Raw genomic sequence first — 26,141 nt, forward strand, 5'->3', positions numbered from 1 at the left:
CTCCTTTGTGAGCTGACACTCCTTTGTGAGCAGGATGAATATGACGCCTACCCGACCGGGGCGGCTTCGGCTGTCGTGGCGGCGAGGGTGAGGGCGCCGATGAGGGCGGCGCGGGGGCCGAGGGTGGAGGAGCGGATCTGGACGCGGTCGCTGATCGCGGGCTGGGCGAAGCGGCGCAGGGATTCGCGGACTCCCTCCAGGAGGGGTTCCCCCGCGGTCGCGAGCTCGCCGCCGATGATGATCATCGCGGGGTCCAGGGCGTTGCACAGGTCGGACAGGACCCGTCCCAGCTGGCGTCCCGCGTCTGTGACGATCCGGGCGACGACCGGGTTGTGGACGAGGGCGTCCAGGAACAAATCGTCGGGTCGTTCGGAGGGCGGCAGGCCCGCCGCGATGAGCTGCCTCCACACCTCGGCGATCGACACCACCGATTCGAGGCAGCCGCGCTGCCCGCAGCGGCACTGCGTCCCGCCCTCCTGGACCAGCGTGTGGCCGATCTCCCCCGACGCCCCGTACGCCCCGGTGTATCGCCTGCCCCCGAGGATGAGCCCGGCCCCGATGCCGTGGGAGGCCTTGACGTAGACCAGGTCGGACACGTTCTGCCCGGCCCCGTGGGTGTGCTCGGCCAGCGCGGCGAGCTCCGCGTCGTTCGCGATCACCACCTCGCCGCCGAGCCGGGCGATCAGCTCCTGCCGGGGCCGGACCCCGGCCCAGCCGGCGAGGATCGTGGCCGACTGGATCTTGCCGGTCGCCTGGTTGATCGGTCCCGGGATCCCCGCCACGGTCCGCCGTACCGAGCCGGCCGGGATTCTCGCCCGGTCCAGCAGGTCGATGACCAGGACCGCCGCCCGGTCGAGCGCCTTGCTCGCCGAGGCGTCCACGTCGAGGGGCACCCTCCCCTCGGCGACGATCTCCTGCGCGGTCGAGGCGAGCGCCACCGAGACGTGCCTGTGCCCGAAGTCGATTCCGATGAGGTGCCCCGGAAGGCGGCGCGGCGACAGGCGTGACGACGGCCTGCCGCGTCCCGCGTGGCCTGCGGCCTCGTGCTCCTGCACCAGCTCGCTGGCCAGCAGATCCCGGACGATCCCCGCGACCGTGCTCGGCGCGAGGCCGGTCCGGCGGCTCAGCTCCTGCCGGGTCGCGGGGAAGGACTGGTTCAGCGCGTCGAGGATCGCGCGCCTGCTGCGCTCGATCCGCTGGTTCGATGTGGTGGGCACCGGCCGAGCCTACCTAATTCGGCTGTTTAACACACTAATTAAATCGTATTAAGGGTGTTGACCAGAGTCTTTTGTGGCCTCTACCGTCACGGAACATGTCACGGAGCCTTTTCCGTCACATCACCACCCCGTTAGAAGAGGCGTGCATGGAACGTAACAAGGCCGCGCGGAGAAGAAGATGGGCGGGACTGCTCTCGATGACGGCGGCCGTCGTGGTCTCCGGAGGGATCGTGGCGGTGCCGGCGCTGGCCGAGGAACCCACGCCCGCCTCCAGCGCCCTCGCCGAGGTCGCCGCGGAGGGCGCCCAGGTCGTCGAGTCGCCGGACCGTGATCTGCGGGTCGCGGTCGACGTCGTCGACGGGCGCCTCACCTACGACGTGACAAAGCGCGGCAAGGTGCTCGTCGGCGCGTCCGGGCTCGGCGTGGATCTCGCGGGACGCCCCAGCCTCACGCAGGGCATGGCCGTCGAGTCCGTCGAACGGCGCACGATCGACGAGACGTGGAAGCCTGTCTGGGGGACGTCGAGCAAGGTCAGGAACCACGCGAGCGAGCTCACCGTCCACGCGGTGCAGGCGGGCACCGGGTTCAGGCTCGACGTGGTGTTCCGGGTCTTCGACGACGGGGTCGGCTTCCGCTACCACTTCCCCGACCAGCCCGGCCTGGACGCCTACACCGTCACCGCCGAGCAGACCGAGTTCGCCCTCGACCCGGCCGCCCGGAGCTGGTCGATCCCCGCGGGCAGGACCTGGGCCGCCGACGAGCAGCACTACCGCGACCTGCCCCTGTCGGGCGTCTCCACCGCCCAGACCCCCATCACCGCCTCCCCCGCCGCCGACTCCTACGTGGTGGTGCACGAGGCCGACCTGACCGACTACCCCAGCATGACGCTGAAGGCGGTACCGGGACGGCCCGGCCGGTTCTCCAGTGACCTGATCGCCCTCCCCGACGGCACCAGGGCCAAGCTGAACGGCGCCTTCTCCACGCCCTGGCGCACCCTCACCGTGGGCGAGCGCCCCGGCGACCTGGGCGAGTCCCACCTGATCGAGAACCTCAACGACCCGTGCGCGATCTGCGACGACACGTCCTGGATCAAGCCCGCGACGTACGTGGGCGTCTGGTGGGAGCTCCAGCGCAGGCACACCACCTGGAACTCCGGGCCCAAGCACGGCGCGACCACCGCGCGGGTCAAGCAGTACATCGACCTGGCCAAGGAGGCGGGCGCGAAGTTCGTGCTCGCCGAGGGCTGGAACACCAATTCCGGCGGCAGCTGGGCGAACCAGGACTTCCTCACCCCGCAGGCCGACTTCGACCTCCCCGAGGTCCTTCGCTACGCCGCCGACAAGGGTGTCGGGTACATCGCGCACAACGAGACCCGGGGCGACATCGACTACTACGACCAGCACCTGGAGGAGATCTTCTCCAGGTACGAAGAGCTCGGCATCCACGCGATCAAGACCGGCTACGCCACGAAGTTCCTGCTCGGCGGCGTCAACCGCAGCCACTACGACCAGGAGGCCGTCCGCCACTACCAGCGGGTGATCGACGCGGCGGCCCGGCACCGCATCACGGTCAACGCCCACGAGGCGATCAAGCCCACCGGCCTGGCGCGCACCTACCCGAACATGATGTCGGGCGAGGGCATCGCGGGCATGGAGCAGCAGAACTACATGGGCTCCAACGGCAACCCGCCCGCGCAGGCCACGATCCTCCCCTTCACCCGGTTCATGGGAGGACCCGCCGACTACACGCCCGGCGTCCTGAACGTCACGTGGGACCCGGCCAAGCTCGGCACCCGCGTCCAGACCACCTCGGCCGCGCAGCTCGCGCTGTACCCGACGTTCTTCAGCCCGCTGCAGATGCTCGCGGACACCCCGGAGAACTACGCGGCCCACCCCGGCTTCGCCTACCTCAAGGACATGCCCGCCACCTGGGACGAGACCCGCGTCCTGGACAGCGTCATCGGCGACCACACCACGACCGCCCGGCGCAGCGGCGACACCTGGTACCTCGGCGCGATCACCGACGAGAACGACCGGACCCTCCAGGTGCCGCTCTCGTTCCTCCCCGGCGGCAGCTTCGTGGCGGAGACCTACGCCGACGCCCAGGAGACCACCTGGAAGGGCGACCCGCTCCCGGTCGAGATCCGCAAGACCCTGGTCAGGTCGTCCACCCGGCTGTCGATGTCGCTGGTCGCCGCCGGCGGCCAGGCGGTCAGGATCAGGCCCGCGACCGCGGACGACCTCCGCGACCTCTCCTGGTACGCCGCGCCCCGCGCCGGTCACGGCACCCCCGAGGCCGTGCTGGACCCGGCCACCCAGCGGCTCACCGTGAAGGCACAGATCACCAACTCCGGCAGCACCGTGGCGGGGTTCCCGACCCAGGTGTTCCTCGACGGCCGCGCCGTCGGTGACGCCCAGCGCGTCCGCGTCGCGGGCGGCGGGGCCAGGACCGTCGAGTGGACGCTGCCCGCCACCGAGGTGCCCGACCAGGACTTCCGGGTCGCGGTCGGCGCGCCCACCGGCGAGCGCGGCGAGGCGGCCCACGTGACGCAGACGCGTTCGCTGCTCGGCCTCGTCCGGGAGCTGCGCAGGTCCGGCGAGGTGACCTCGTCCGCGATGGCGCTCCTCCAGCCCGCGATCACCAGGTCCGAGACCCTGCTCCGCCAGGGCGACCCGACCGGCCGCCTCCTGGCCCTCCAGGAAGTACGCCTCGCCCTCTACGGTCTCCCCCTCACCGAGGTGACCGCGCGGGCCCGTACCGCCGTCGACGAACTGCTCACCACCCGGCTCGGCGCACCGGAGGCGCTCTTCTCCCTCGCCCTGAAGGTGCGGCTGGCGACGGACACGGGCGCCCTCGGCCCGGACCTGTCCGGCAGGCTCGTCCCCGAGGTCAGGGCCGCGATCACCGCGGCGGTCGCCGGCGACCCGGCGGGGATGCGGGCGGCCCTCACCCGGTTCACCACCCTGGTCAACGCCGAGCCGATCGCCCCGGACCTCGCGGCCGACCTGCTGTCCGTCAGCGGGCATCTCGCCGCCGGCCCCCGCAGGCTCGAAGCGGAGTCCGCGCAGCTCGTCAGCGGCGCGTGCCTGCGCACCGAGCACGCCGGCTACACCGGCACCGGCTTCGTGGCTTGCCTGAAGACCAAGGACAGCGCCGTCCGCTTCAACGCCCCGGTCACCGCCGACGGCCTGTACACCGTCCGCCTGCGCTACGCCAACGCCATGGGCGCCACCCAGACCATGACCCTCTCCAGCGGGACGCAGTCCCTCCAGCTCCGGCTGCCCACCCTGCCGACCTGGGCCACCTGGTCCGAGCAGCAGGCCGACCTCCGCCTCACCAAGGCCACCCCGCTGACCTTCGTGTACGGCCCCAACGACAACGGCAACGTCAACCTCGACTCCATCACCCTCGACCCCAACCCCGGCGTCATCCGCAGGTGACCCGCGACACCGGAGTCATCACCGTCCCCGCGCGATCGGCCGATCGCGCGGGGACGGGCGCGTTCGCGGAGACCGCGATCGCGAGCCGCGCCCTCCTCGCCCCACCTCGTACCGGGCAGGCGTCCGTTGGGTGACGGTGGCAGACTTCGTCCATGAATCCGGAGAGCGTTACGGCGGCGGTGGCGGGCACGTGGGAGCTGGGCGATCTGGTCGTCAACCGGATCGGGTTCGGTGCGATGCGGCTGACGGCGAACGCCGACGGCACCCCGAGCGACCGTGACCGGGCGATCGGCGTGCTGCGCCGCGCGGTCGAGCTCGGGGTGAACCACATCGACACCGCCGCGTTCTACTTCTCCCCGCTGCGTTCCGCCAACGAGCTGATCAACCGGGCGCTGGCCCCGTACCCGGACGATCTGGTCATCACCACGAAGGTCGGGCCGGGCAAGGACCCGTCGGGCGCGTGGCTGCCCCTGGCCAGGCCGGAGCAGTTGCGCGGCCAGGTCGAGGAGAACCTCCGCCAGCTCGGCCGCGACCACCTCGACGTGGTGAACCTGCGCGTCCACGGGCCCGACTCGATCGCCGAGCGCTTCGGCGCGCTGGCCGAGTTGCGCGACGCCGGGCTCATCCGCCACCTGGGCGTTTCCAACGTCAGGCCCAAGCACCTCGCCGAGGCCCTGGCCATCGCCCCGGTGGTCTGCGTGCAGAACAGGTACGGTCTCGGCGCGAGCCCCGAGCGCCGCGAGTTCCTGCGCGCCTGCGGGGAGCGGGGCATCGCGTTCGTGCCGTTCTTCGCGATCGCCGGGGAGGGACGCGAGGCGGGCGCGAGCGGCACCGGGAACGAGGAGGTCCTCGCCGTCGCACGCGCGCACGGGGCGACGGCCGCGCAGGTCAGGCTGGCGTGGACGCTGTGGCACGGGCCGCACGTGCTGGCCATCCCCGGCACCGGCGACCCGGAGCACCTGGTCGCCAACGTGGCCGCCGGGGCGCTGCGGCTCTCGGAGGACGAGGTCGCCCGCCTCGAAAGGGCGACCCCGGTCACCTTCTGAACCACCGGGCCGCCCCGGAGGCTCAGCCGGTCGTCCGGTAGGTGCAGACGTTCACGCCCGCGGCGCTGGTGACCGTGGAGACCAGTTCGAGCGTGCGCAGGCCACCGTCGTCGGGGAAGATCGACTTTCCGCCGCCGAGGATCACCGGCGTGACGATGAGCCGGAGCTCGTCGGCCAGTCCCTCGCTCAGGAGGGTGCGCGCGAGGGTGGGGCTCCCCATGACCACCAGGTCGCCACCGCCGGTCTCGCGCAGTTTCCGGATGCGGGCGACGGTCTCGTCACCGGGGATGAGGGTGGTGTTGTTCCACGTCAGCTCGTCGTCGCCCAGCGTCCGGGACACGACGTACTTCGGGATGGCGTTCATCCGGTCGGCGAACGGGTCACCGGCCCGCCCGGGCCACGCCGAGGCCATGGTCTGCCAGGTGCGGCGCCCGAACAGCAGCGCCTCGGCCCCGGCCAGCGCGCTGTCGAAGGTACCGCCGACCACCTCCGGGTCGAAGAACGGTGCCGACCAGCCGCCGTGGGCGAAGCCGCCGTCGGTGTCCTCCTGGGGTCCGCCCGGCGCCTGGACGACGCCGTCGAGGCTCATGAACTCGGTGATCAGGACGCGCATGGGATTTCGTTCCTTCGTGCTCTGGGGGGGTGGGGTGTCGGTCGGGGGCGGGGTAGCCGGTCAGCCGAAGTTCTCGGCCGTCCAGGTCTCCCACGCGGCCTGCTCGTCGCGGCCCGCGAAGTTCTGGTGGCCGAGCACGAGGGCGTCGCCGCGGGCGGTGCCGGAGTGGATGAACCGGTACAGGCCCTCGTCCGTCCGTACGCCCAGGTTGACGGGGAGGTTCGCGTAGTAGACGACCCCGGCGGAGCCGTCGGGGAGCCGGACGCCGTCGCCCTCGCCGACGTCCGGAGTGACGCCCAGCGACTCCGTGACGGTCTTCCAGACGGCGTCCGGGCCACCCGCTCCCGGCCGGAAGACCGACGTGACCGACGGGGTGCGGGCACGGCCGGCGAAGTGGGCGAGATACTGCCGGAGGGTCTCCAGGTAGATGGGCCAGCCGGCCTTCATCGCCTCGAACTCGGTCTCCCAGTCGTCGCCGAGCATGCCGTACTGCGCGAGCCTCAGCACGGTCGTGCCGCCGCCGCGCCCCTCGACGAGATACTCCATCGCCATGAACCGGCCGTCGGGGGCCTCCGCGCTCCGGGTCGCGAGGCGGGTGCCGGGCTCGTAGGCGGTGATCGTGGCCTGCTGGGTGTGGCCCATCATCGTGAGGTGGGCCGGAGCTCCGGCGGACGTGCCGAGCTCGGTGCGGCCCATGAACCAGGAGTCGACGCCGGGCCCGGTCGCGATCGCGTCCCAGACCTGCTCGGGGGTGGCGGCGAGCTCGATCTCCTGGTTCAGCTCGAACGGGTGTGTCATCGGGCTTCCTTCGCGCTAGGGGGGACGGCCGCGCTCGGGTGGACGGCGACGACGATCCGGTGGTCGCGGCCGTTCTCGGCGGACTCGTCGTGGTACTTGGACACCAGGGCCGTGACCGCTCCGGCGAGCTCCTGGGCGAACGCGGCCCGGTCTGCGGCCGAGGCGAAGCGCACCTCGCCGTCGATCGCGAAGGTCGCGACGCGCTTGCGCGCCTTGGCCGCGCCGGTGATGAGCGCCCCGACGTCGCGGACCAGCCGGGCCGCGACGGCCAGCAGCCAGCTCGCCGACAGCTGGTCGGGGGAGCGGGCCGGGTCGGGCTCGACCGACGCCAGCGCGGTCGGGGAGATCACGTAGGAGGCCGCGGTCGCGCGCATGATGCGCTCGTTGACGTTGCCCTTGCGCCGCTCCTCGATCATCTCGACGAGCCCGTGCGCCTCAAGCGTCTTCAGGTGGTAGTTGACCTTCTGCCGGGGCAGGCCGACCTTGGCGGCCAGCATGGTCGCGGAGCCGGGCTCGCTCAGCTCGGCCAGCAGCCGGGCCCGGATGGGGTCCAGCGAGGCCTCGGCGGCGGCCGGGTTCTCGATCACGGCGATGTCCTGCATGACCACAGGCTATGACCGACAAATTATATTGTCAAGGCAATCTTATTTTCCTTGGTTGAGCTGGGCACTCCTCCGTTCCTACCAGCCGGGCGTTCACGCTGGAGGCGTGCGATGGAAGCCTCAGGAAACGACGACGGCCCCGTCCCGGAAAGATCCGGGACGGGGCCGTCGCAGGTGCCCGGGGTGGTGGTCTCCGATTTCCTGCGGGATCTCCCCGCGGAAAACGGCCACCCCGGGTCACGGGCTAACGGACGCCTCGCCTGCCGTACAGGCTCACCGCCAGGATGACGCCGACTGCGGCCAGGGCGATCTGGATGATCAGCTCGATCCAGTCGATACCGGACGTAGCGGAGACCCCCAGGGCCCCGGCGATCACGGTGCCGATGAGTGCGGCGACGATACCGATCACGATGGTCAGCCAGATCGGGATGCCCTGCTTGCCGGGCACGACGAGCCGACCCAGGGCACCGATGATGGCGCCGATGACGATGGCGGTAATGATGCCGGTGACTGTCATGTTCCACGCTCCCTGTCTGCTCAGCTGCCAGGCGTATGCCCTGGGAAAAAGGAACAACACATAACGGGGTGCCCCGAATTAGTGGCCGCCGGTCACGAGTCCGTCGCGCGGAGGTCTCAGGCCGGTCCTGACCCGCGCGCCTCCGCGAAGGAAATCCGGCCTCACCTGCCCCGGGAGCCCTACGGCCCCTGCGGTTCTCATGGCTCGCGTCCGCCCTCCCGGGCGGCGAGATCGAGATGAAGCCGGAGGATCAGGGGGCGGGGGCGACGGGTTTCCCAGGGGGTGTGGCCCCTCTTTCCTGAGGTGTGCTTCCTCCTTCCGGGAGTGCGGTCCCTCTTTCCGGGAGTACGGTCCCGCCGGTTCCGTCGCCTCCGCCCGGGGTGGCCTTGACGGGGACGGGAGCCGGAGCCGAACTGTCCGGGGCGGTCGCGGGGGTGACGGTGTTCAGGAGGGAGCGGGCGAGCCCGAGGCCGGCGCCGCCGAGGGTGAGGGCCTTGGCGAGCATCTCCTCGACGCCCTGGGCGCCGTTGAGGACGACCATGTGGTCGACGTTGCCGAAGGCCTTCGCGCCCGCCTCGACGATCTGCGGCCACTTCTCGGCGAGCTGCTGGGCGATGACCGCCTCCTGGTTCTCGGCGAGGGCCTCGGCGCGGGCCCGGATCGCGTCGGCGACGGCCAGGCCCTTCGCCCTGGCGGCGTCGGCCTCCGCGAGCCCCTGCGCCTTGGAGGCGTCGGCGGCGGCCAGGCCGCGGGCCCTGGCGGACTCCGCCTCGCCGAAGCCGGTGACCTTCGTCGCCTCGGCGGTGGCGATACCGCGCAGCCGCACGGACTCCGCCTCGGCCGCCGCGGCCTGCTTGACCTGCGACGCCTGCGCGGCGGCGCGGAGCTCGGTCTCGCGCGCCTCGGCCTCGGCCTGGGCGATGCGGGCGTCGCGCTCGGCCCGGGAGACCGTCACGGTCTCGTACGCCCTGGCGTCCGCGGGCTTGCGGATCTGGGCCTGGAGCCGCTGCTCGGCCAGCGCGGCCTCCAGCTCGGCCGCGCGGGTCTCCTGGACGACGACCTCCTGCCGGGCGGACGCCTCGGAGAGCGGTCCCGCCTGGCGGGACCTGGCCTGGGCCTGGTCGATCTCGGCCTGGTAGAGGGCCTGCTTGATCTGCGAGTCGCGCCACGCCGCGGCCTTGTTGGCGGCGGCGATCTGCTCGGCCTGGGTGGCCTCCTGGTCGCGCTGGGCCTCGGCGATGCGGGCCGCGGCGGCGATACTGGCGGCGTGCGGCTTGCCGAGGTTGGTGATGTAGCCCGTACCGTCCTCGATCTCCTGGATCTGCAGGGAGTCGACGATCAGGCCGAGCCTGATCATCTCGTCGGCGGCCGAGGCGCGGGTCTCGCCGGTCAGCCGCTCGCGGTTGAGGATGAGGTCCTCGACGGTGAGGTTGCCGATGATGGAGCGCAGGTGGCCGGTGAACAGCTCGTGGATGGCGCCGTTCATCGAGTCCTGCTGGTCCAGGAAGCGCCGGGCGGAGTTGGCGATCGAGTGCAGGTCGTCGCCGACCTTGTAGATCACGACGCCGCGTACGACCACCGGGATGCCCTGCTGGGTGACGCAGGAGACCTGGAGGTTGGCGGCGCGGCTGTCGAGGCGCAGGCGACGCGCCGTCTGGAAGCCGGGGAGCACGGAGGTGCCCTTGCCGGTGACGATCCTGAACCCGAGGCTGTCGGCGTCCGCGGAGTTACCCCGGGCGCCGAGACCGGAGATGATCAGCGCCTCGTTGGGCTCCGCCACCCGCCAGACGGTCTTGAACAGCAGGATCAGGACGAGAAGGGCGACAAGAGCTGCGCCCCCTATGACGAGGTACTCCATGGGCGTCTCGGCCTCCGCGGTGTGGGGGAGAGCAGGGGAGAGTGAGGGAGAGTCGGGGAGCCGGGATGAAGGAGGGCGAGGGGGGTCAGGGAAGCGCGCGGGCGACGTAGATCGTGCGCGGGGGGAAGAACTCGACGACCACGACGATCGAGGCCGGGGCGATCTCCTCGTCCGGGACCGTCGGGTAGGCGTAGAACGCCTCGACGCCCCCGCGGACCGCCACCATCACCTCCCCGACCAGGCCGGGGCCGATCCTTCCGGTGACTCTTCCCTGCTTACCGATCACGCGATACCCCCGCGACATCCATCAAAGGGATAAAGCGAATGCGGACACCGCCCCCGGCGCGCCGCGCCTCACCGTCCGGCGACATGGAGACGCCGGATCCATCGCCAATCCCCTCACTTCACTTTATACGGGTAACGAGCCGATTGACCATAACGTTCCGGGTTATCCGGTAATCCATATGACACGCCTTCCCTTCCCTGCGGAATCACCGGGTCGCGGCCACGGAAGGGCACGGAAGGGCACGGAAAGATACGGAAGGGCACGGAGCAGCGGAAACGGGAGGAGACCGGCCCGGGGTGGCTGAGGTCGCACCTCGGACCGCTCGCGGCGGGGGCGGATTTTCCCGGACCGGATAAGCCCAGGCGGCACCGAAGTCGCATCACCACCTCTCTCCCTTTAATTCCCAGCCACCATGACATGCCTCTCATGTAGGAGATGTCACGACAGCACGTTAATGGCCGGGGTAAAAACTTCCCGAAAACGCAGCGCGGCGGCCCCGACGATCCATTCACATCGTGAGGATCACCCCATGACCGATCCTCACGAGATCAATCCCCGTAAGGCCCTGGAACTCGGCATGGACCGGCCCATCTCCCGCCGGGACTTCTTCGATGGGGCGATCGCGGCCACCGGGATAGCGGCGGCGTGCTCGCTGCTCGGGGCCGGGGGCTGGGGTGACCCCCCTCCCTCGCCCCCGGAGAGCCTGGGCCTCTCGCCCGACATGTCCTATCCGCCGTCCCTCACGGGGCTGCGCGGCGACACGGCGGAGGCGCTGAGCGTGCCCCACGCCCTCCGCGACCAGCGGTTCTGGCCGTACGCGGGCACGCCGGAGCCCACCGGCGAGCACTACGACCTGGTCGTGGTCGGCGCGGGGATCAGCGGCCTCAGCGCGGCCCACCGATGGCTTGAGCACGACCCCTCCGCGCGGATCCTGATCCTCGACAACCACGACGACATCGGCGGGCACGCGCTGCGCAACGAGTTCCGTCCCGCGGCCAGGAAGGGGCCGCTGGTCGCGTGCGGCGGCTCGCGGTCGATGGAGCGCCCGTCGGCGTGGACCCCGGAGGGCAAGGACCTGCTCGCCAAGCTGGGCATCCGCCCCGAGAGCCTCGGGGAGCCCGCCGGCCGGGGCCTGTACGCGAGCCTGGGGATGCACGACGGCGTCTTCTGCGACCGGGAGACCTTCGCCCAGGAGAGGCTCGTCGTGCTCGCGCCCGGCAGGAGCGCGGCGCAGTGGATCGCCGAACTGCCCGTCGCGGAGCAGGCCAGGAGGGACCTGCTCATGCTGTACGGCGGCCCGCCCGACTGGTTCCCCGGCCTGTCCGCCGAGGAGAAACAGGCGCGGCTGGCCCGGCTGACCTACTCGGGTTTCCTCAGGGACGTCTGCGGGGTCCACCCGGACGTGCTGGCGTTCGTGCGGACCATGCCGAGCGACGAGTGGGCCTACGGCTCCGACGCGTTCGGCGCGATCGACGCCTGGGCCGCCGCCGACGAGTACCGGTACGCGGGGTTCCAGGGGCTCGGGCTCGACAGGTCCAAGCCGTCCAGGTACAACTCCCCGACCGTCATCAAGGAGTGGGACGCGGGCGAGCCGCGCGCCCGCCGCTTCCCCGAGGGCAACCAGGCGATCGTCCGGATGATGGCCGCCCGGATGGTCCCCGGCTTCGCCACGGCCACCGGCGTGGACGACATCACCACCGCGGGCTTCGACTACGACGCGCTCGACCGGCCGGGCAACCGGGTCCGCGTACGCCTGTCCAGCCCGGTGGTCTCGGCCGCCAACGACGGCCTCCCCGGCGCGGATCCCGGCACGGCCACCGGCGCCACGGTCGGGTACTTCGACGGCGAGCGGGTGAGGACCGTGGCGGCGGGCAGCGTGATCATGGCCTGCTGGAACGCGATGATCCCCTACCTCGTCGGCGACCTCCCGCCCACGCAGCAGGCGGCTCTTCGGCGGTCGGTCAAGGTGCCCCTGCTGTACGCGACGGTCCAGATCCGCGACTGGCGGGCCTGGCGGGAGCTGGGCATCAGGCGCGCCCGGTTCACCGGCGCCCGCTGGTGCGTGGCCGAGCTCGACGACCCGGTCGACCTCGGCGGCTACCGGTGCCCGAGGACGCCCGAGGAGCCGATCGCCGTGCACATGGTCAGCACCCCCGTCACCCCCGGCATGTCACCCGCGCACGGCTCGGTCGCCGGGCGGTACGCCCTGATCGGGACGCCGTACGAGCACCTGGAGTACAGCATCCGCGACCAGCTCACCCGGCTGCTCGGCCCGGGGGGCTTCGACGCGGCCCGCGACATCGAGGCGATCACGGTCAACCGGTGGGGACACGGCCACGCGCCCGAGTACGCCACCCCGTGGGACCTCGACTTCTATCCCGACGGGCTCTTCCCCGCGGCCGTCGCCCGCAGGCCGCACGGCCGGATCGCGATCGCCAACTCCGACTCCGTCCCCGCCGCCCGCGCCGACGCGGCCGTCACCGCCGCCTATCGCGCGGTCGCGGAGCTCCGGGTCCGGCCGCCGCGCCCCTCCGGCGGGCCGATCCCGATCTGATCCCACGCCTCGCTCGGGCCCCTGATCGCGGCCTGGCGGACCGGTCCCGCTTCGGACGCCGCGACCGGACGACGCGGTGCTCCGAGTCCGGATCCGCCCGGATCGGGGCTCTCAGCCCGGCTTCCTCAGCCCGGCTTCCTCAGCCTGGTGAAGGCCCAGCTCATGCCGGGCTCGACCGCCCAGCGGGTGACGCGCCGCACCGGTGCCGTGCACAGCAGGGCGGCGAGCCCGACCCCGAGGAGCGCCACGGCCGCCACCCCCGGCACGGTGTGGGACCAGTCGCCGTAGAAGCGTTCGGCGACCTTCACCACCAGGCCGTGGAGGAGGTAGGCGTACATGGTCGCCATGCCGAGCCCGGAGTACCAGGTGCGCCCGGAGGGGGTGACCGCCAGGAACGCGGCGACGAGCAGCGCCCCGGCGGCCAGCATGCCCAGGCGGATCAGGCTGCCGGTGAGGTCGTCCACCCCGATCACGTCGTTGGCGTGCCGCCAGCGGATCCACTCGGTCTTCACGGAGGTGTGCACGGCGAGCGCCAGGGCCGCGCCGGCGACCAGGGTGACCGCGCCCGCGACCCGGACCCACCGCCTCCTGAGCCACTCGAAGTGCTCGGGCCGCAGCATGAGCCCGAGCACGTAGAACGGGAGCAGGCCGAGGGTGCGGTTCATCGACAGCTCGTCGGGGAGCCTGCTCATCCCCGACAGCAGCGACAGCCCGACGGCGACCACCAGCGGCCACCGCAGCTGCTGCCAGACCGGCGTGGACAGCCTCCACAGGAACAGCGACATCAGGAACCAGGTCAGGTAGTACGGGTCGAGGAGGCTGATGTCGAGCTTGCCGTACAGCAGGAGGCGGGGCAGCGAGTAGATCAGCTCGAAGATCACGTACGGGACGGCGAGGGTGCTGATCAGCTTGCGCGCCTTGCCCGACGAGAAGGTGAAATTTCGTGACAGGTAGCCGCTGAGCACGATGAACAGCGGCATGTGGAACGTGTACACGAAGAAGTAGGCGGCGTGCGCGACCGGGACGTCCCGCAGGTCCTCGATCAGATGGCCGGACACGACCAGGGTGATCGCCAGGAACTTGGCGTTGTCGAAGAACGGATCCCTGCCCGCGACGGGCGGGAGGACGGCCCGCAGCGGGGTTGTGACGCTCACAGCCCGGGACGGTAACCGGAGCCCCCCAACGCCCGGCGAACGGCCGGTGACACCCGGGGAAATCCCGGCTGCGAACCACCTCGAAGCGTCTCGAAGAACTATTAACCCTTGCGAATCACCGTGAGAAGCCGTGAGTCGCGGGGATTCTCGCGAGTCACACCGAGCCGTCGTGGCCGTCGCGAGCCGCCGCCGGCCGTGGCGAAGCGTGCCCCCCGGATGCCCCCGGATGTCTACGGACACCCGCGCGCATCCGTGGGCGTACGAGTGCGGACACCGCCGACCGCTACCGCTACCGCGTCGCGCGGGCGGTCACGCGACGGCGGCGGCGCTGGCGTCCCAGAGGGCGCGGGCCAGCGCGGGATCGGACATGCCCCGGGGAACGGCCGCGAGGGCGCTCTTCGCGAAGTAGCGGCCCGGATGGGCGGCGCCGTCCGGGTGGGTGGCGAGGTGGACCATGGTGCTCGCGCCCTCCTCGACGCTCTGGCCCATGCCGGGGACGTTCTTCACCATCCACATCATGAGCGTCGCCGGGGCGAACTCGGTCTTGATCACGCCGGGGTGGAAGCAGGTCGCGGTCACCCCGGTGTCCTCGAGGCGCCGGGCCAGCTCGACCGTGAACAGGGCGCCCGCCTGCTTGGTGTCCCCGTACTGGAGCCAGCCGTTCCAGCGCCGCCGCTCGCGGTCGAGGTCGGAGGGGTCGAGGCGCCCGGTCTTGCCCGCGCGGGAGGTGGTGGTGATCACCCGCCCCTTCACCCGTTCGAGCAGCAGGTTCGTCAGCAGGAAGGGGGCCAGGTGGTTGACCTGCATCATCGTCTCGTGGCCGTCGCGTGTGAGCGTGCGCTCGGTCGTCATGACGCCGGCGTTGTTGACGAGGATGCCGATCCGCTCGTAGCGGGACAGCAGTTCCGCCGCCAGCCTTCGCACATCATCCAAAAGGGTGTAATCGCAGGTAAACGTATCCGGAAGTGCCCCGGAGACCGCCCGCACCCTTTCCGCCACGCCCGCCGTCTTGTCGGGATTACGGCCAACCAGAACCACCGTCTGCCCGCGTCTCGCGAGCTCCACCGCGGCCGCTTCACCAATTCCGGCACTAGCCCCGGTAATCACACTAATCATCAGATCCTCCACTGCGCAAAAACCTTATTCGGTGCTAGTCTCCTGTGCGATCTTCGGAGGCGTATCCATCCCTATACCGGCACGAGCCTCCACACGCTCAGGGGTTGGGACGAGTGGACATGAGCTCTAGAAACCGCTCGATTCGGTTCAAGATTTTCTTGCTGTTGCTCCTGCCGCTGCTGTCACTGAGCGCGCTGTGGGGCTTCGTGCTCAACCTGACCGTCGGTGACGGTATCGCGCTGCTGAGGGCGAACACCCTCTACCAGACGGTGGGCGTCACCTCCACGGAGCTGGGTCTGCAGCTCCAGGCCGAGCGGACGCAGTCGTCCGTGGCGATCAGCTCACGGGTCCTGACCAGCGGGATGGGCGAGCAGCGGGCCCGCACCGACCGCGCGGTCGAGGGGTTCAGGCAGGCGGCCGTCGGCGACGATTCCGGCAGCCCGGAACTGCGTAACTCGCTGGACGAACTACTCCGCCGGCTCGACAAGCTCCAGAGCATCCGCTCGGGCGTCGACAGCGGGCAGCACTCGCGGCTGGACGCGCTGTCGAACTACAACCAGATCCTCGACGCGGTCTTCCTGGTGTACGACCAGATGGTCGTGTTGCCCGACCTGTCGATCTTCCAGCAGGCCGCGGCCATGCAGGGGATGGGCAACGCCCACGAGATGCTCGCCAGGGAGAACGCGCTGATCAGCGGTGCGCTGATCGACTACCGGCTCTCCGAGGAGGAGCGCAGGGCCTTCGGCGAGTACGTCGCCACCCGGCGCTTCCTGCACACCCGGGGCGCGGCCTCGCTGGACGCCGAGCTTGGCGCGCAGTACCGCGCGACCTTCGCCTCCGCCGCCTTCGAGAAGTTCACCGACCTGGAGAGGGCCGTCGCCGGGTCGAGCGGCGGCCGGCTGGCCCCCGCGGCCAGCACGTGGAAGGCGACCACGGACGGGATCTCGACCTGGCTCGACCAGGTCAACCTCGCCGCCTCCAAGGCACTGTCCAAGCGGGTGGAGGGGGTCGCCACCGGCGTCATGGTCCGGATCCTGATCGCCGGCGGCGTCGGCCTGATCGCGGTGGTCGCGTCGATCATCATCTCGGTCCGCTTCGGCCGCCGCCTCGCCACCGAGCTGGCCGGGCTCCGCTCTGCCGCCCTGGACCTGGCGGACGTGCGGCTCCCCCGCGTCGTGGACCGCCTGCGGCGCGGCGAGGACGTCGACGTGCGCGCCGAGGCGCCGCCGATCGAGGCGGGCGGCTCGACCGAGGTGCACGACGTGGCCCACGCGTTCGGCTCGGTGCAGCGCACCGCCGTGGAGGCCGCCGTCGGCCAGGCCAACCTGCGGCGCGGTGTCAGCCAGGTCTTCGTGAACCTGGCCCGGCGCAAGCAGAGCCTGCTCCACCGCCAGCTCACCCTGCTCGACAGCATGCAGCGCCGGGCGACCGACCCCGACAGCCTCGAGGACCTGTTCCGGCTGGACCACCTGACCACCCGCATGCGGCGGCACGCGGAGGGCCTGATCATCCTGTCCGGCGCGGCGCCCGGCCGGTCGTGGCGCAAGCCGGTGCCGGTGATCGACGTGCTGCGGGCCGCGATCGCCGAGGTCGAGGACTACACCCGGGTCAACGTGGTGCCGGTGCCCGACGTCTCGCTCGACGGGGCCGCGGTCGCCGACATCACCCACCTGGTGGCCGAGCTGATCGAGAACGCCACGATCTTCTCGCCGCCGCAGACCTCGGTGACCGTGCGCGGCGACGTGGTGGCCAACGGGTTCGCCGTCGAGGTCGAGGACCGCGGCCTGGGCCTGACCACCGCGGAGTACGAGGCGATCAACGAGCGCCTGGCCAGCCCGCCGGAGTTCGACCTGGCCGACAGCGACCGGCTCGGCCTGTTCGTGGTGGGCCAGCTCGCCTCCCGGCACGGCGTCCAGGTCATCCTGCGCGGGTCGCCGTTCGGCGGCACCACGGCCATCGTGCTCATCCCCCGCTCGGTGATCACCCAGCAGGACTCGCCGCTCGCCCTCACCGTCGAGCGGACGTCCTTCACCCCGGAACGGACGTCCTTCACCGCCGAGCGCGTCACCGGGCGCCAGAAGGAACTGTTCGAGGCCGCCCCGCCGGACGCGCCCGCCCCTCCGGCCAACGGCAACGGCCTCCCGCGCAGGACGAGGCAGGCTCCCCCGAACCAGCCGGGCCAGCCGGGCCACCACGGCCAGCCGGTCCAGCAGAACCAGCCCGGCCAGCCCGCCGCCCCGTCGCTCAGCGTGGTGACCGACCTGCCCGCCCGTACCCCCTCCTCGGACCAGGCGGGGCAGCCGCCCGGGGGCTGGGACACGGGCTGGGACGCGCCGACGCGCGAGGCTCCTCCCCAGGAGCCGTCCCAGGCGCCCCATGAGACCCACCAGACGCCTCGCGACACCCAGTCCCGGGACAGGGGCGGCAACGGCGGCCCGACGCGTCAGGCGGCCGTACAGCCCCCCACGGGGCCGGGCGGCCTGCCCCGCCGGGTCCGGCAGGCGAACCTGGCGCCTCAGCTCCGCCAGGAGTCCGAGCCGGCCGAGCCGGAGCCGAGGACGGAACCGGGCGAGGAGCGTTCGCCGGACGAGGTCCGCGCGCTGTTCTCCGCCTTCCAGGCGGGGGCGCGACGCGGTCGCGAGGAGCAGGAAAATGACTTCGCGCACCATACGACAGGCGACAAGGGGGAGAAATGACCGGGAAATTGACCAACACCGGCGAGCTGAACTGGCTCCTCGACGACCTGACCACCCGGGTGGGCGCGGTACGCCAGGCGGTGATCCTTTCGACCGACGGGCTGGCCGTCGGGTTCTCGAAGGGGCTGCTGCGCGAGGACGCCGAACACCTGTCCGCGGTCGCCGCCGGGTTCCAGAGCCTGGCGCGCGGCGCGGGACGCCACTTCGGCGGGGGCGAGGTGCGCCAGACCATCGTGGAGATGGAGTCGGCGTTCCTGTTCGTCACCGCCGCGGGGCAGGGAACCTGCCTGGCGGTGCTGAGCAGTTCCGACGCCGACGTCGGCCACATCGCGTACGAGATGGCGATGCTGGTCAAGCGGGTCGGCCAGCACATCTCCACCAATCCGCGCCAGGGTCTCTCGTGAGCGAGGGAACGGGGGGCCGCGTCGTCGACGGACCGTTAGATCCCCGAACCCGGTGCTGGAGGTCGTCCGGATGACACACTGGATGGACGAGGAGGCCGGGCCGGTCGTCCGCCCGTACGCGCTCATCGGGGGGCGCACCCGCTCCTCCGGTGACAAGCTGGACCTGGTCGCGATGGTCACCTCGACTCGCGGCGCTCCTGCCGGGGGATTCGTCCCAGGCCCCGAGCAGGAACGCATCCTCGCCATGGTCACCACTCCGACCTCGGTCGCCGACGTCGCCTCGGACCTCAACCTGCCACTCGGCGTGGTCAGGGTCCTTCTCGGCGACCTGCAGGACCACAAGCTCATCTCGATCGGGCGCGCCTCCGCGAGCGAGCGCATTCTCAAGGAAGTGATCAATGGACTTCGGGCCCTCTGACGAACCCGTCGCCCTCAAGATTCTCATCGCGGGTGGCTTCGGGGTGGGCAAGACCACGCTGGTGGGCGCCATCAGTGAGATCCGGCCGCTCCGCACCGAGGAGGTCCTCTCCGACCGCGGTATCGGCATCGACGACGTCGACGGCGTCGAGGGCAAGACCACCACCACGGTCGCGATGGACTTCGGCCGCATCACGATCAGGGAGGGTCTGGTCGTCTACCTGTTCGGCACGCCGGGCCAGGAGCGCTTCTGGTTCATGTGGGACGAGCTGTCCTACGGCGCGCTGGGTGCCGTGGTGCTCGCCGACACCCGGCGGCTGACCGACTGCTTCCCCTCGATCGACTACTTCGAGCAGCGCGGCACGCCGTTCATCGTGGCCGTGAACTGCTTCGACGGTGCCGATCGGCACGAGGCGGAGGAGGTGCGCGTCGCCCTGGACCTCGACATGGACGTGCCGGTGCTGCTCTGCGACGTGCGACGCCGCGTCTCCGCGAAGACGGTGCTCGTGACGCTCGTGGAGCACTCCCTGAGGGTGCTGACGGCCAGCCAGAGCTGAGAGGCGGGCCGGGGTGCTCCCCCGGCCCCCGCCGGGGGTCGTAACGGCCGGGGCGCTACGGCCGGGGGGCGTGCGCGCCGGGCCGGAGGGCCGCGGCGCCCTTTTCCGCCACCGGGGGCGCCGGGGGCGTCACAGCGCCCGCAGGCCGCTGATCAGTTCCTTCAGGAGGCTCTCCGGGGGCATGGAGGCGGCGGGCAGCGGCGACCGCACCAGGATCAGGCCCTGGTCCAGCAGGTCGCCCAGGAGGACCTTGATCACGCCGATCGGCAGGCCCGCGTCCGAGGCGATCTCCACGATCGGGCGTGCCCGCCTGACCAGGTTGAGCAGCCGCCGGTGCTCGGAGCCCAGGTTCGCCCCGGCACCGGCCGGCGCGCCGGTCGCCACCACCATCGCGAGCAGGTCGAACGAGGACGACGACGCCCGGGTGCGCCCGCCGGTCATCGCGTAGGGACGGACGACGGGACCGGCCTCCTCGTCGACCCACTCGACGTCGTCATTCATTGGCCGGCCACCCGGGGGCTGGTGGCCAGGTGCTGGCCGACGCGGGTGACCAGGCGGGCCATCTCGTAGGCGATCAGGCCCACGTCGGCGGCGCCGGTGGTCATGACCGACAGGCAGCTTCCCTGGCCCGCGGAGGTGACGAAGAGGAACGCGGAGTCCATCTCCACCATCGTCTGGCGTACGGCACCGCCGCCGAACTGCAGGCTGGTGCCCTTGGCGAGACTCTGGAAGCCGGAGGCGACAGCGGACAGGTGCTCGGCGTCCTCCTTGCTCAGCCCTCGGGACGAGGCCATCATCAGCCCGTCGTTGGACAGGATCAGCGCGTGCGAGACGTCCGCCACACTCGTGACGAAGTCGTCCAGAAGCCAATACAGCTCACCCGGCACGTGGTTAAACCCCTTCCCCTCTGATGATCTCGCTGACCGCCGGCCCCCACCGGCGCGATGAACTCGTTCCCTCGGACCCGCTCCCACGGGCGTCGCCGGGGCTCGGCGAACCCGGGACCGGGGATCCGCTCCGGCGCGCACGGTCGTCCCGGCTCATCGCTTGGCACCGCCGTCCTCGTCGTCGGCGCGGCCGCGCTGCCACCCGGACTGCAGGGCGCTCATCAGCGCCCTCGCCTCCTCGGGAGAGCGTCCCTCGACCTCGGCCGGGCGGGACTCCTGGGCCGGGCGCGGCCGCGGCATGTCCGCCTGTCGCGACGGGAGTGTGTCCCCCTGCCGCGACGGCGGTATGTTCGCCTGCCGCACCCGGCGGGGCAGGCCGTCCCCGCCGCGCCTCAGCGGCTTCCACAGGTCCGCGGGGACGGGGACCTCACCGGAGGAGTCACCGGGCCGGTCCACCCGCTCCACGAAGGTCTCGGCGCGCTGTCCCGCCGACTCCGGGCGCACGCTGATGACGGTGAGCACCGGCGGCTCCTCGACGGGCTCGGGGTCGCCGAGCAGCTGCTCGGGAATGAGGACGACCACCCCGGTGCCGCCGTACGGCGAGGCGCGCAGCACCACCTCGACCCCGTACCTGGCGGCCAGCAGCCCGACCACGGCGAAGCCGAGCCGGTCGGTCTCGGCGGGGTCGAGCTCCGGCGGGCTGGCCAGGCGCTCGTTGATCGCGGCGCGCTTGTCGTCGGTCAGCCCGAGTCCCCTGTCCTCGATCTCGACCGCGAAGCCCCGCCCGACGAGCTCGCCCCTGACCGAGACCTGGCTGCCCGGCGGGGAGAAGACGGTGGCGTTCTCCAGGATCTCGGCGAACAGGTGCATCATGTCGGCGACGGCGTTGCCGACCAGGGTGGTGCCGCCCGTCGGGTAGATCCGCACCCGGGCGTAGTCCTCGACCTGGGCGGCGGCCCCGCGCAGCACGTCCTCCATCGGCACCGACGAGCGCCACTTGCGGCCCGCCGCCCCGCCGGACAGGATCACCAGGCCCTCGGCGTGGCGGCGCATGCGGGTGGTGAGGTGGTCGAGCTTGAAGAGGTTCTCCAGCGCCTCGGGATCCTCCGCCTGCTTCTGCATGCCGTCGAGCATCTTGAGCTGGCGCTGCAGCAGCGACTGGCTCCGGCGGGCGAGGTTGCGGAAGGACTGCGAGACGCCCTCGCGCAGCCTGGCCTGCTCCACGGCGGCGTCCACGGCGCTGCGCTGGACGCTGTTGAAGGCGTCGGCGACATCGTGGATCTCGGCCGTGCTGCCCGACGGCTTGAGCTCGGGCGCCTCGGCCGCCACGTCCACCCTGTCGCCGCGGCGCAGCTTCTCCATGACCTTCGGGAGCCGCACCTGCGCGAGGTCGGCGGCGGCCCGCCGCACGGCGGCGAGCTCCTTGGTGATCCCGCTGCCGACCCGGAACGAGACCAGCAGCGACGCGACGACCGCGATGAGGCCGAGCACGCCGATGACGCCGGCGCGGACGAAGACGCTGACGGCCGCGGGCGTGGCCTGCTCGACGAGCGCGGGGGTGACCGCCGTCAGGGACCGCTGATAGGCGGCGTCCAGCGCGTCGCCGGCGGCGCGCCAGTCGCTGGACCGCACCTCGGCGCCGGTCAGCACGTGGTTCTCGAGGGTGATGAAGCGGGCGTACGTCGAGGAGGCGACCAGGTCGGAGAAGGGGGCCCGCAGCTCGGGCTCCAGCTCCGGGAGCGCCTGTTCCATGAGGAAGATCCGGTTGGCGGAGAGCTGGGTGAACAGCCGCATCTCGCTCGGCGTCATCCGGCTCCTGAGCGCCAGCGAGCCCGCGGCGAGTGCCCGCTCGCGGCTGAGCAGGTCCATCGCCTGGCTGATCATCGTGATGCCGCGCGACTGGCGGTAGAGCGGGAGGTCGTTGTTGAGGCTCAGGGTGTTGAAGAGCCGCCGCAGGGCGTCCGGCAGCCGGGCGAACTCCTCGGAGAGTCCCTCCGGGCCGATCCGCCCGGAGTCGACCCTGGCGCGGATCATGTCGAGCGCGCCCACCTGCCGCATCAGCTCGTCGTGGCGCGTCCTCATCTCCTCGGACATCGCCGCCTGCGCCGCGTCCCCGGTCGTCTGCTGGCGCAGCCTGACGCGGGCCTGGTCGGTGACCGAGCGCTGCCCCGCGAGGGTGTCGCGGTCCGCGGCCGAGCGGGTGGCCAGGAACTCGGCCGACAGGAGGTGCTCGCGCTGGACCGCGGTGCCCAGCTCTCCCGCGGGCTTGCCGATGGTGTCGTACAGCGTGCCGACGGAGAGCAGGCTCATCGAGTCGCCGACCGTCACGACCGTCGCGAAGCCCCACAGCGCCACCAGCGAGGCGAGCGGGATGACCAGCAGCACCGAGACCTTGAACCGGATTGACCTGCTCGATGCCATGTCACCTCAACGGTTCGCTCTCAGATCGCCGGGGGAGGCCCGGAGGATCTCTAGATCGCCGACGAGAATAGCACTGGCGGCTCCTGCTATTTGTAGCCCATTCGTGACATGTCGTGAAAGAGTTTTCAGAAGTGAGTGCGTCAGCCGAGAGCGGCGCGTGATGCGGGAGCGGCGCTCCGGGTCCAGGTCAGTCGCGCGAGCCGGACGGCCAGCACGCCGATCAGGGCGACCTCGGTGCCGAGCAGGGTCCACTCGGCGAGACCGGCGAGCACCCCGTCCCCGGGGAGCGTCACGTAGGTGAGCGCCAGCAGCCCGAACCCCCCGGCCAGCGTCAGCCACTCCAGCGGCCTGGCCACCGGCCGCCACCGCTCGTCCTCGCCGAACCGCGCCACCGTCAGAGCGCCCGCCGCGGGCACCGCGGCCAGCACGGCGAGCGACACGTAGCGGTACGCCTGGGAGATCAGGTCGGTCCCCGTGCCGGGAAGGGCCGCGGGCACCACCGCGAGCACGATGAGCCCCGCGCCCCAGGCCAGCAGCAGCCGCTCGGCCAGGACGCCCACCGGCGCCCCCACGGCCCGCAGCCCGGCGGCCACCGCGAAGGCCGCGACTCCCAGCGCCGCCATCGCGAACCCGGTTGCCCCGGTGCGGTCCAGCGCGGCGTACTCGCTGATCGTCAGATCGAGCGGGTTCGCGTAGGGAACCGGGTCGGCCTGTCCGGCGGCCGCCGCCACGGCGGCCACGACGAGCCCGGCGCATGCGATCAGGGGGTAGAGCCTCTTCGACGCGAGCATGAGCTAAGACTGTCCGCCAGAGGACGTTTCAGACATCCGGCGGCACCCCTGATCCAACCCTGAGCCACCCCTGAGACGCCCCGCCCGGCGGCGGTCCCCGCGTCCGGGACGGAGGCGGGGGAACACCATGGTGCGAGCCGCGAGGCACAAGCCGGGTGAGGCCGCGCGCCGGACGAGGGCGCGCGGCCGTGTACCCGCGGCTGTACCCGCGGCTCGGCGGAGGTCGTGCTCAGCGGAGGTCGCGGACCTCGGCGTAGCGGGCCCTGACCTCCGGTGCGGGATCGGCCTCGTAGTGCTCGGCCTTGCCCGCCTCCCACTCCGGGGGCTCGTCGCCGCCGAGCAGCCAGGCGGCCTGCCTGGCCGCCCCGTCGGCGACGTACTCCCCGGGCTCGGGGACGACCACGGGCCGTCCGAAGACCGCGGGGGCGATCCGCCGTACGGCCTCCGACCTGGCGCCTCCCCCGATGAGCAGCACCCTGGCCGGGTCGAGCCCGAGGGCGTCGAAGGCGTCGGCGAGATGGCAGAGCATGCCCTCCACCGCCGCCCTGGCGAGGTGCGCCGGGGTGGAGGTGGCGAGTGTCAGCCCGTGCAGCGAGCCCGTGGCGGTGGGCAGGTTCGGGGTCCGCTCGCCCTCCAGGTACGGGACGTGGACGAGCCCTCCGGCCCCCGAGGGCGCCTCCAGGGCCAGCCTGCCGAGCTCGTCGAGACCGACCCCGAGCATCCGCGCGGCGGCGTCGAGCACCCTGGCCGCGTTGAGCGTGGCCACCAGCGGGAGGAACCGTCCCGTGGCGTCCGCGAACCCGGCCACGGAACCGGTCGGGTCCGCGCTCGGGCCCGCGGCGACCGCGAAGGCCGTCCCCGACGTGCCGATCGACACGACCACGTCCCCGGGCAGGGCGCCGACCCCGAGGGCCGCCGCCATGTTGTCGCCCGTGCCCGGCGCGAGCCGCACGCCCGCGCCGGAGACGCCGGCTGCGGGCCGCACCTCGCCCGCGGGGTCGCGGGGCCCCAGCACCTCGGGGAGTCCGGGCACGGCGCCGAAGGCCGTCCGCAGGAGGTCGGTCCGGTAGGCGCCGGTCGCGGGCGACCAGTACCCGGTGCCCGACGCGTCACCCCTGTCGGTGACGAACTCCCCGCCCAGCCGCCAGGTGAGCCAGTCGTGCGGCAGGCACACCCTCGCCGTGCGACGGGCGGAGTCGGGCTCGTGCTCGGCGAGCCAGCGGAGCTTGGTCACCGTGAACGACGCGACCGGCACGCTGCCGACCGCCTCGGCCCAGGCCTCGGGACCGCCCAGCTCCTTCACCAGGTCGGCGGCGGCTCCGGCGGAACGGGTGTCGTTCCACAGCAGCGCCTTCCTGACGACGTCGCCGGACTCGTCCAGGCAGACCATGCCGTGCTGCTGCGCGCCGACGCTCATCGCCTCGACGCCGTCCAGCCCACCGGCCTGCGCGATCGCCTCCTGGAGCGCGTCCCACCAGGCCCCGGGGTCGACCTCGGTGCCCTCGGGGTGGCTCGCGCGCCCCTGGCGGACCAGGGCGCCCGTGCGGGCGTCCCTGATCACCACCTTGCAGCTCTGGGTCGACGAGTCGACCCCGGCCACCAATGTCATCCGCGGACTCCGAGGAGGTAGTCCATCGCGAGCTGGTTGAGGCGCGTGAAGTGGAAGCCGCGCGCGGCCACCGCGTCGAGGTCGAACTCGTCGCGGCCGAGGTCGGCGATCGTCTCGCCGGGTGCCAGCGTGGGCTCGGAGAGCTCGGCGACCTTGCTCGCGGCGAGCGCCTCGGCGACCTCGGGGTCCGCGCGGAACGCCGCGACCTTCTCCTTCAGGATCAGGTACGTGCGCATGTTGGCCGCGGCCGAGACCCAGACGTCCTCGGAGTCCTCGGTGCGCAGCGGCTTGTAGTCGAAGTGCCTGGGGCCGTCGTAGCCGCCGTTCTCCAGCAGGTCGACCAGGAAGAAGGCGTTCTTCACGTCGCCGTGGCCGAAGATCAGGTCCTGGTCGTAGCGGGGGCCGTGCTGGCCGTTCAGGTCGATGTGGAAGAGCTTGCCGTGCCAGAGCGCCTGCGCGATGCCGTGCGCGAAGTTGAGCCCGGCCATCTCCTCGTGGCCCACCTCGGGGTTGAGGCCGACGCGCTCGGAGTGCTCCAGCTCGTTGATGAACGCGAGCGCGTGGCCGATGGTCGGGAGGAGGATGTCGCCCCGCGGCTCGTTCGGCTTGGGCTCGATGGCGAACCTGATGTCGTAGCCCTGCTCGATCACGTACGAGGTGAGCAGGTCCATGCTCTCCTTGTAGCGGCTGAGCGCGGCCCTGATGTCCTTGGCGGCCCCGGACTCGGCTCCCTCGCGCCCGCCCCAGCAGACGTAGGTGGTCGCGCCGAGCTCGGCGGCCAGGTCCACGTTGCGGATGACCTTGCGCAGCGCGTAGCGGCGGACGTCGCGGTCGTTGCTGGTGAAGCCGCCGTCCTTGAAGACGGGGTGGGTGAACAGGTTCGTGGTGGCCATCGGGACCTTGAGCCCGGTCTCGGCCAGCGCCTTCTTGAAGTTCGCGATGGCCCTGTCGCGGTCGGGCTCGACGGCGAGCAGGTCGTCGTCGTGGAAGGTGACGCCGTACGCGCCGAGCTCGGCGAGCCTGTGCACGCTCTCCGCCGGGTCCAGCGGGGCCCGGGAGGCGTCCCCGAAGGGGTCACGGGCCTGCCAGCCGACGGTCCACAGCCCGAAAGTGAAGCGGTCTTCGGGCTTGGGGGTGTAGGCGCTCATCTGCGTTCCT

At 71.8% G+C, this 26,141-nt stretch carries 22 protein-coding genes; 7 read left to right on the forward strand and 15 right to left on the reverse strand.

Going from position 1 to position 26,141, the window contains the following annotated elements; genetic code table 11:
* Window positions 1–47: 47 nt before the first annotated feature.
* Window positions 48–1,217, reverse strand: a complete 1,170-nt coding sequence (locus AC5L38_RS09760) for an ROK family transcriptional regulator (RefSeq protein ID WP_495242418.1) — start codon at window positions 1,215–1,217, stop codon at window positions 48–50.
* 146 nt (window positions 1,218–1,363) lie between these two features.
* On the opposite strand from AC5L38_RS09760, the gene AC5L38_RS09765 reads away from it, so the two are divergent.
* Window positions 1,364–4,657 carry a glycoside hydrolase family 97 N-terminal domain-containing protein gene (locus tag AC5L38_RS09765; protein WP_495242419.1) on the forward strand — a complete coding sequence of 1,098 codons (3,294 nt, stop codon included), beginning with the start codon at window positions 1,364–1,366 and terminating at the stop codon, window positions 4,655–4,657.
* A gap of 152 nt (window positions 4,658–4,809) precedes the next feature.
* Window positions 4,810–5,703, forward strand: a complete 894-nt coding sequence (locus AC5L38_RS09770; RefSeq protein ID WP_495242420.1) for an aldo/keto reductase — start codon at window positions 4,810–4,812, stop codon at window positions 5,701–5,703.
* Between the two features lie 22 nt (window positions 5,704–5,725).
* On the opposite strand, the gene AC5L38_RS09775 is transcribed toward AC5L38_RS09770, so the two are convergent.
* The 6 genes from AC5L38_RS09775 to AC5L38_RS09800 form a co-directional block, all read right to left on the reverse strand.
* Complete coding sequence (locus AC5L38_RS09775; RefSeq protein ID WP_495242421.1) at window positions 5,726–6,316, reverse strand: dihydrofolate reductase family protein; 591 nt, start codon at window positions 6,314–6,316, stop codon at window positions 5,726–5,728.
* 60 nt (window positions 6,317–6,376) lie between these two features.
* Entirely contained in the window at window positions 6,377–7,114 is a 738-nt protein-coding gene (locus AC5L38_RS09780) for an SRPBCC family protein (RefSeq protein ID WP_495242422.1), read from the reverse strand.
* On the reverse strand, window positions 7,111–7,716 hold the full coding sequence (locus AC5L38_RS09785; RefSeq protein WP_495242423.1) for an ArsR/SmtB family transcription factor: 606 nt from the start codon (window positions 7,714–7,716) through the stop codon (window positions 7,111–7,113). Before AC5L38_RS09785 ends, AC5L38_RS09780 begins: the two co-directional genes overlap by 4 nt.
* Window positions 7,717–7,960: 244 nt before the next feature.
* Window positions 7,961–8,233 (reverse strand): GlsB/YeaQ/YmgE family stress response membrane protein, encoded by a 273-nt coding sequence (locus tag AC5L38_RS09790; RefSeq protein WP_389916749.1) that lies wholly within the window; start codon window positions 8,231–8,233, stop codon window positions 7,961–7,963.
* A gap of 250 nt (window positions 8,234–8,483) precedes the next feature.
* Window positions 8,484–10,091, reverse strand: a complete 1,608-nt coding sequence (locus AC5L38_RS09795; RefSeq protein ID WP_495242424.1) for an SPFH domain-containing protein — start codon at window positions 10,089–10,091, stop codon at window positions 8,484–8,486.
* A gap of 85 nt (window positions 10,092–10,176) precedes the next feature.
* Complete coding sequence (locus AC5L38_RS09800; protein WP_362870139.1) at window positions 10,177–10,377, reverse strand: NfeD C-terminal domain-containing protein; 201 nt, start codon at window positions 10,375–10,377, stop codon at window positions 10,177–10,179.
* A gap of 529 nt (window positions 10,378–10,906) precedes the next feature.
* On the opposite strand from AC5L38_RS09800, the gene AC5L38_RS09805 reads away from it, so the two are divergent.
* The gene (locus tag AC5L38_RS09805) at window positions 10,907–12,931 is read left to right on the forward strand and encodes an NAD(P)-binding protein (protein ID WP_495242425.1); all 2,025 of its coding nucleotides are present in this window, start codon (window positions 10,907–10,909) and stop codon (window positions 12,929–12,931) included.
* Window positions 12,932–13,056: 125 nt separating this feature from the next.
* Here the strand turns inward: AC5L38_RS09805 and AC5L38_RS09810 are convergent, their stop codons facing one another.
* Both AC5L38_RS09810 and AC5L38_RS09815 read right to left on the reverse strand, forming a co-directional pair.
* Complete coding sequence (locus AC5L38_RS09810) at window positions 13,057–14,085, reverse strand: acyltransferase family protein (RefSeq protein WP_495242426.1); 1,029 nt, start codon at window positions 14,083–14,085, stop codon at window positions 13,057–13,059.
* A 309-nt stretch (window positions 14,086–14,394) separates the two neighbouring features.
* Complete coding sequence (locus tag AC5L38_RS09815; RefSeq protein ID WP_495242427.1) at window positions 14,395–15,201, reverse strand: SDR family NAD(P)-dependent oxidoreductase; 807 nt, start codon at window positions 15,199–15,201, stop codon at window positions 14,395–14,397.
* 158 nt (window positions 15,202–15,359) lie between these two features.
* On the opposite strand from AC5L38_RS09815, the gene AC5L38_RS09820 reads away from it, so the two are divergent.
* The 4 genes from AC5L38_RS09820 to AC5L38_RS09835 all read left to right on the forward strand — a co-directional run bounded on the left by AC5L38_RS09820 (window position 15,360) and on the right by AC5L38_RS09835 (window position 19,275).
* Window positions 15,360–17,897 (forward strand): sensor histidine kinase, encoded by a 2,538-nt coding sequence (locus tag AC5L38_RS09820; RefSeq protein ID WP_495242428.1) that lies wholly within the window; start codon window positions 15,360–15,362, stop codon window positions 17,895–17,897.
* Window positions 17,894–18,301 (forward strand): roadblock/LC7 domain-containing protein, encoded by a 408-nt coding sequence (locus tag AC5L38_RS09825; protein ID WP_329088690.1) that lies wholly within the window; start codon window positions 17,894–17,896, stop codon window positions 18,299–18,301. Before AC5L38_RS09820 ends, AC5L38_RS09825 begins: the two co-directional genes overlap by 4 nt.
* Window positions 18,302–18,371: 70 nt before the next feature.
* The gene (locus tag AC5L38_RS09830; protein ID WP_495242429.1) at window positions 18,372–18,719 is read left to right on the forward strand and encodes a DUF742 domain-containing protein; all 348 of its coding nucleotides are present in this window, start codon (window positions 18,372–18,374) and stop codon (window positions 18,717–18,719) included.
* Complete coding sequence (locus AC5L38_RS09835; protein WP_389916729.1) at window positions 18,700–19,275, forward strand: GTP-binding protein; 576 nt, start codon at window positions 18,700–18,702, stop codon at window positions 19,273–19,275. Before AC5L38_RS09830 ends, AC5L38_RS09835 begins: the two co-directional genes overlap by 20 nt.
* A 129-nt stretch (window positions 19,276–19,404) precedes the next feature.
* Here AC5L38_RS09835 and AC5L38_RS09840 read toward each other — a convergent pair whose 3' ends face one another.
* The 6 genes from AC5L38_RS09840 to xylA all read right to left on the reverse strand — a co-directional run bounded on the left by AC5L38_RS09840 (window position 19,405) and on the right by xylA (window position 26,131).
* Window positions 19,405–19,776 carry a DUF742 domain-containing protein gene (locus tag AC5L38_RS09840; RefSeq protein WP_495242430.1) on the reverse strand — a complete coding sequence of 124 codons (372 nt, stop codon included), beginning with the start codon at window positions 19,774–19,776 and terminating at the stop codon, window positions 19,405–19,407.
* Window positions 19,773–20,162, reverse strand: coding sequence for a roadblock/LC7 domain-containing protein (locus tag AC5L38_RS09845; RefSeq protein WP_362869759.1), 390 nt, complete (start codon window positions 20,160–20,162; stop codon window positions 19,773–19,775). Before AC5L38_RS09845 ends, AC5L38_RS09840 begins: the two co-directional genes overlap by 4 nt.
* A gap of 153 nt (window positions 20,163–20,315) precedes the next feature.
* Window positions 20,316–22,583, reverse strand: a complete 2,268-nt coding sequence (locus AC5L38_RS09850) for a sensor histidine kinase (protein WP_495242431.1) — start codon at window positions 22,581–22,583, stop codon at window positions 20,316–20,318.
* 140 nt (window positions 22,584–22,723) lie between these two features.
* A complete protein-coding gene (locus AC5L38_RS09855) occupies window positions 22,724–23,374 on the reverse strand; it encodes a DUF998 domain-containing protein (protein ID WP_495242432.1) in 651 nt (216 codons plus the stop codon).
* A 229-nt stretch (window positions 23,375–23,603) separates the two neighbouring features.
* Window positions 23,604–24,983, reverse strand: a complete 1,380-nt coding sequence (xylB, locus tag AC5L38_RS09860; protein ID WP_495242433.1) for a xylulokinase — start codon at window positions 24,981–24,983, stop codon at window positions 23,604–23,606.
* Complete coding sequence (gene xylA, locus AC5L38_RS09865; protein ID WP_495242434.1) at window positions 24,980–26,131, reverse strand: xylose isomerase; 1,152 nt, start codon at window positions 26,129–26,131, stop codon at window positions 24,980–24,982. Before xylA ends, xylB begins: the two co-directional genes overlap by 4 nt.
* Window positions 26,132–26,141 lie beyond the last annotated feature (10 nt).

The sequence above is a fragment of the Streptosporangium nanhuense genome, assembly GCF_059358815.1.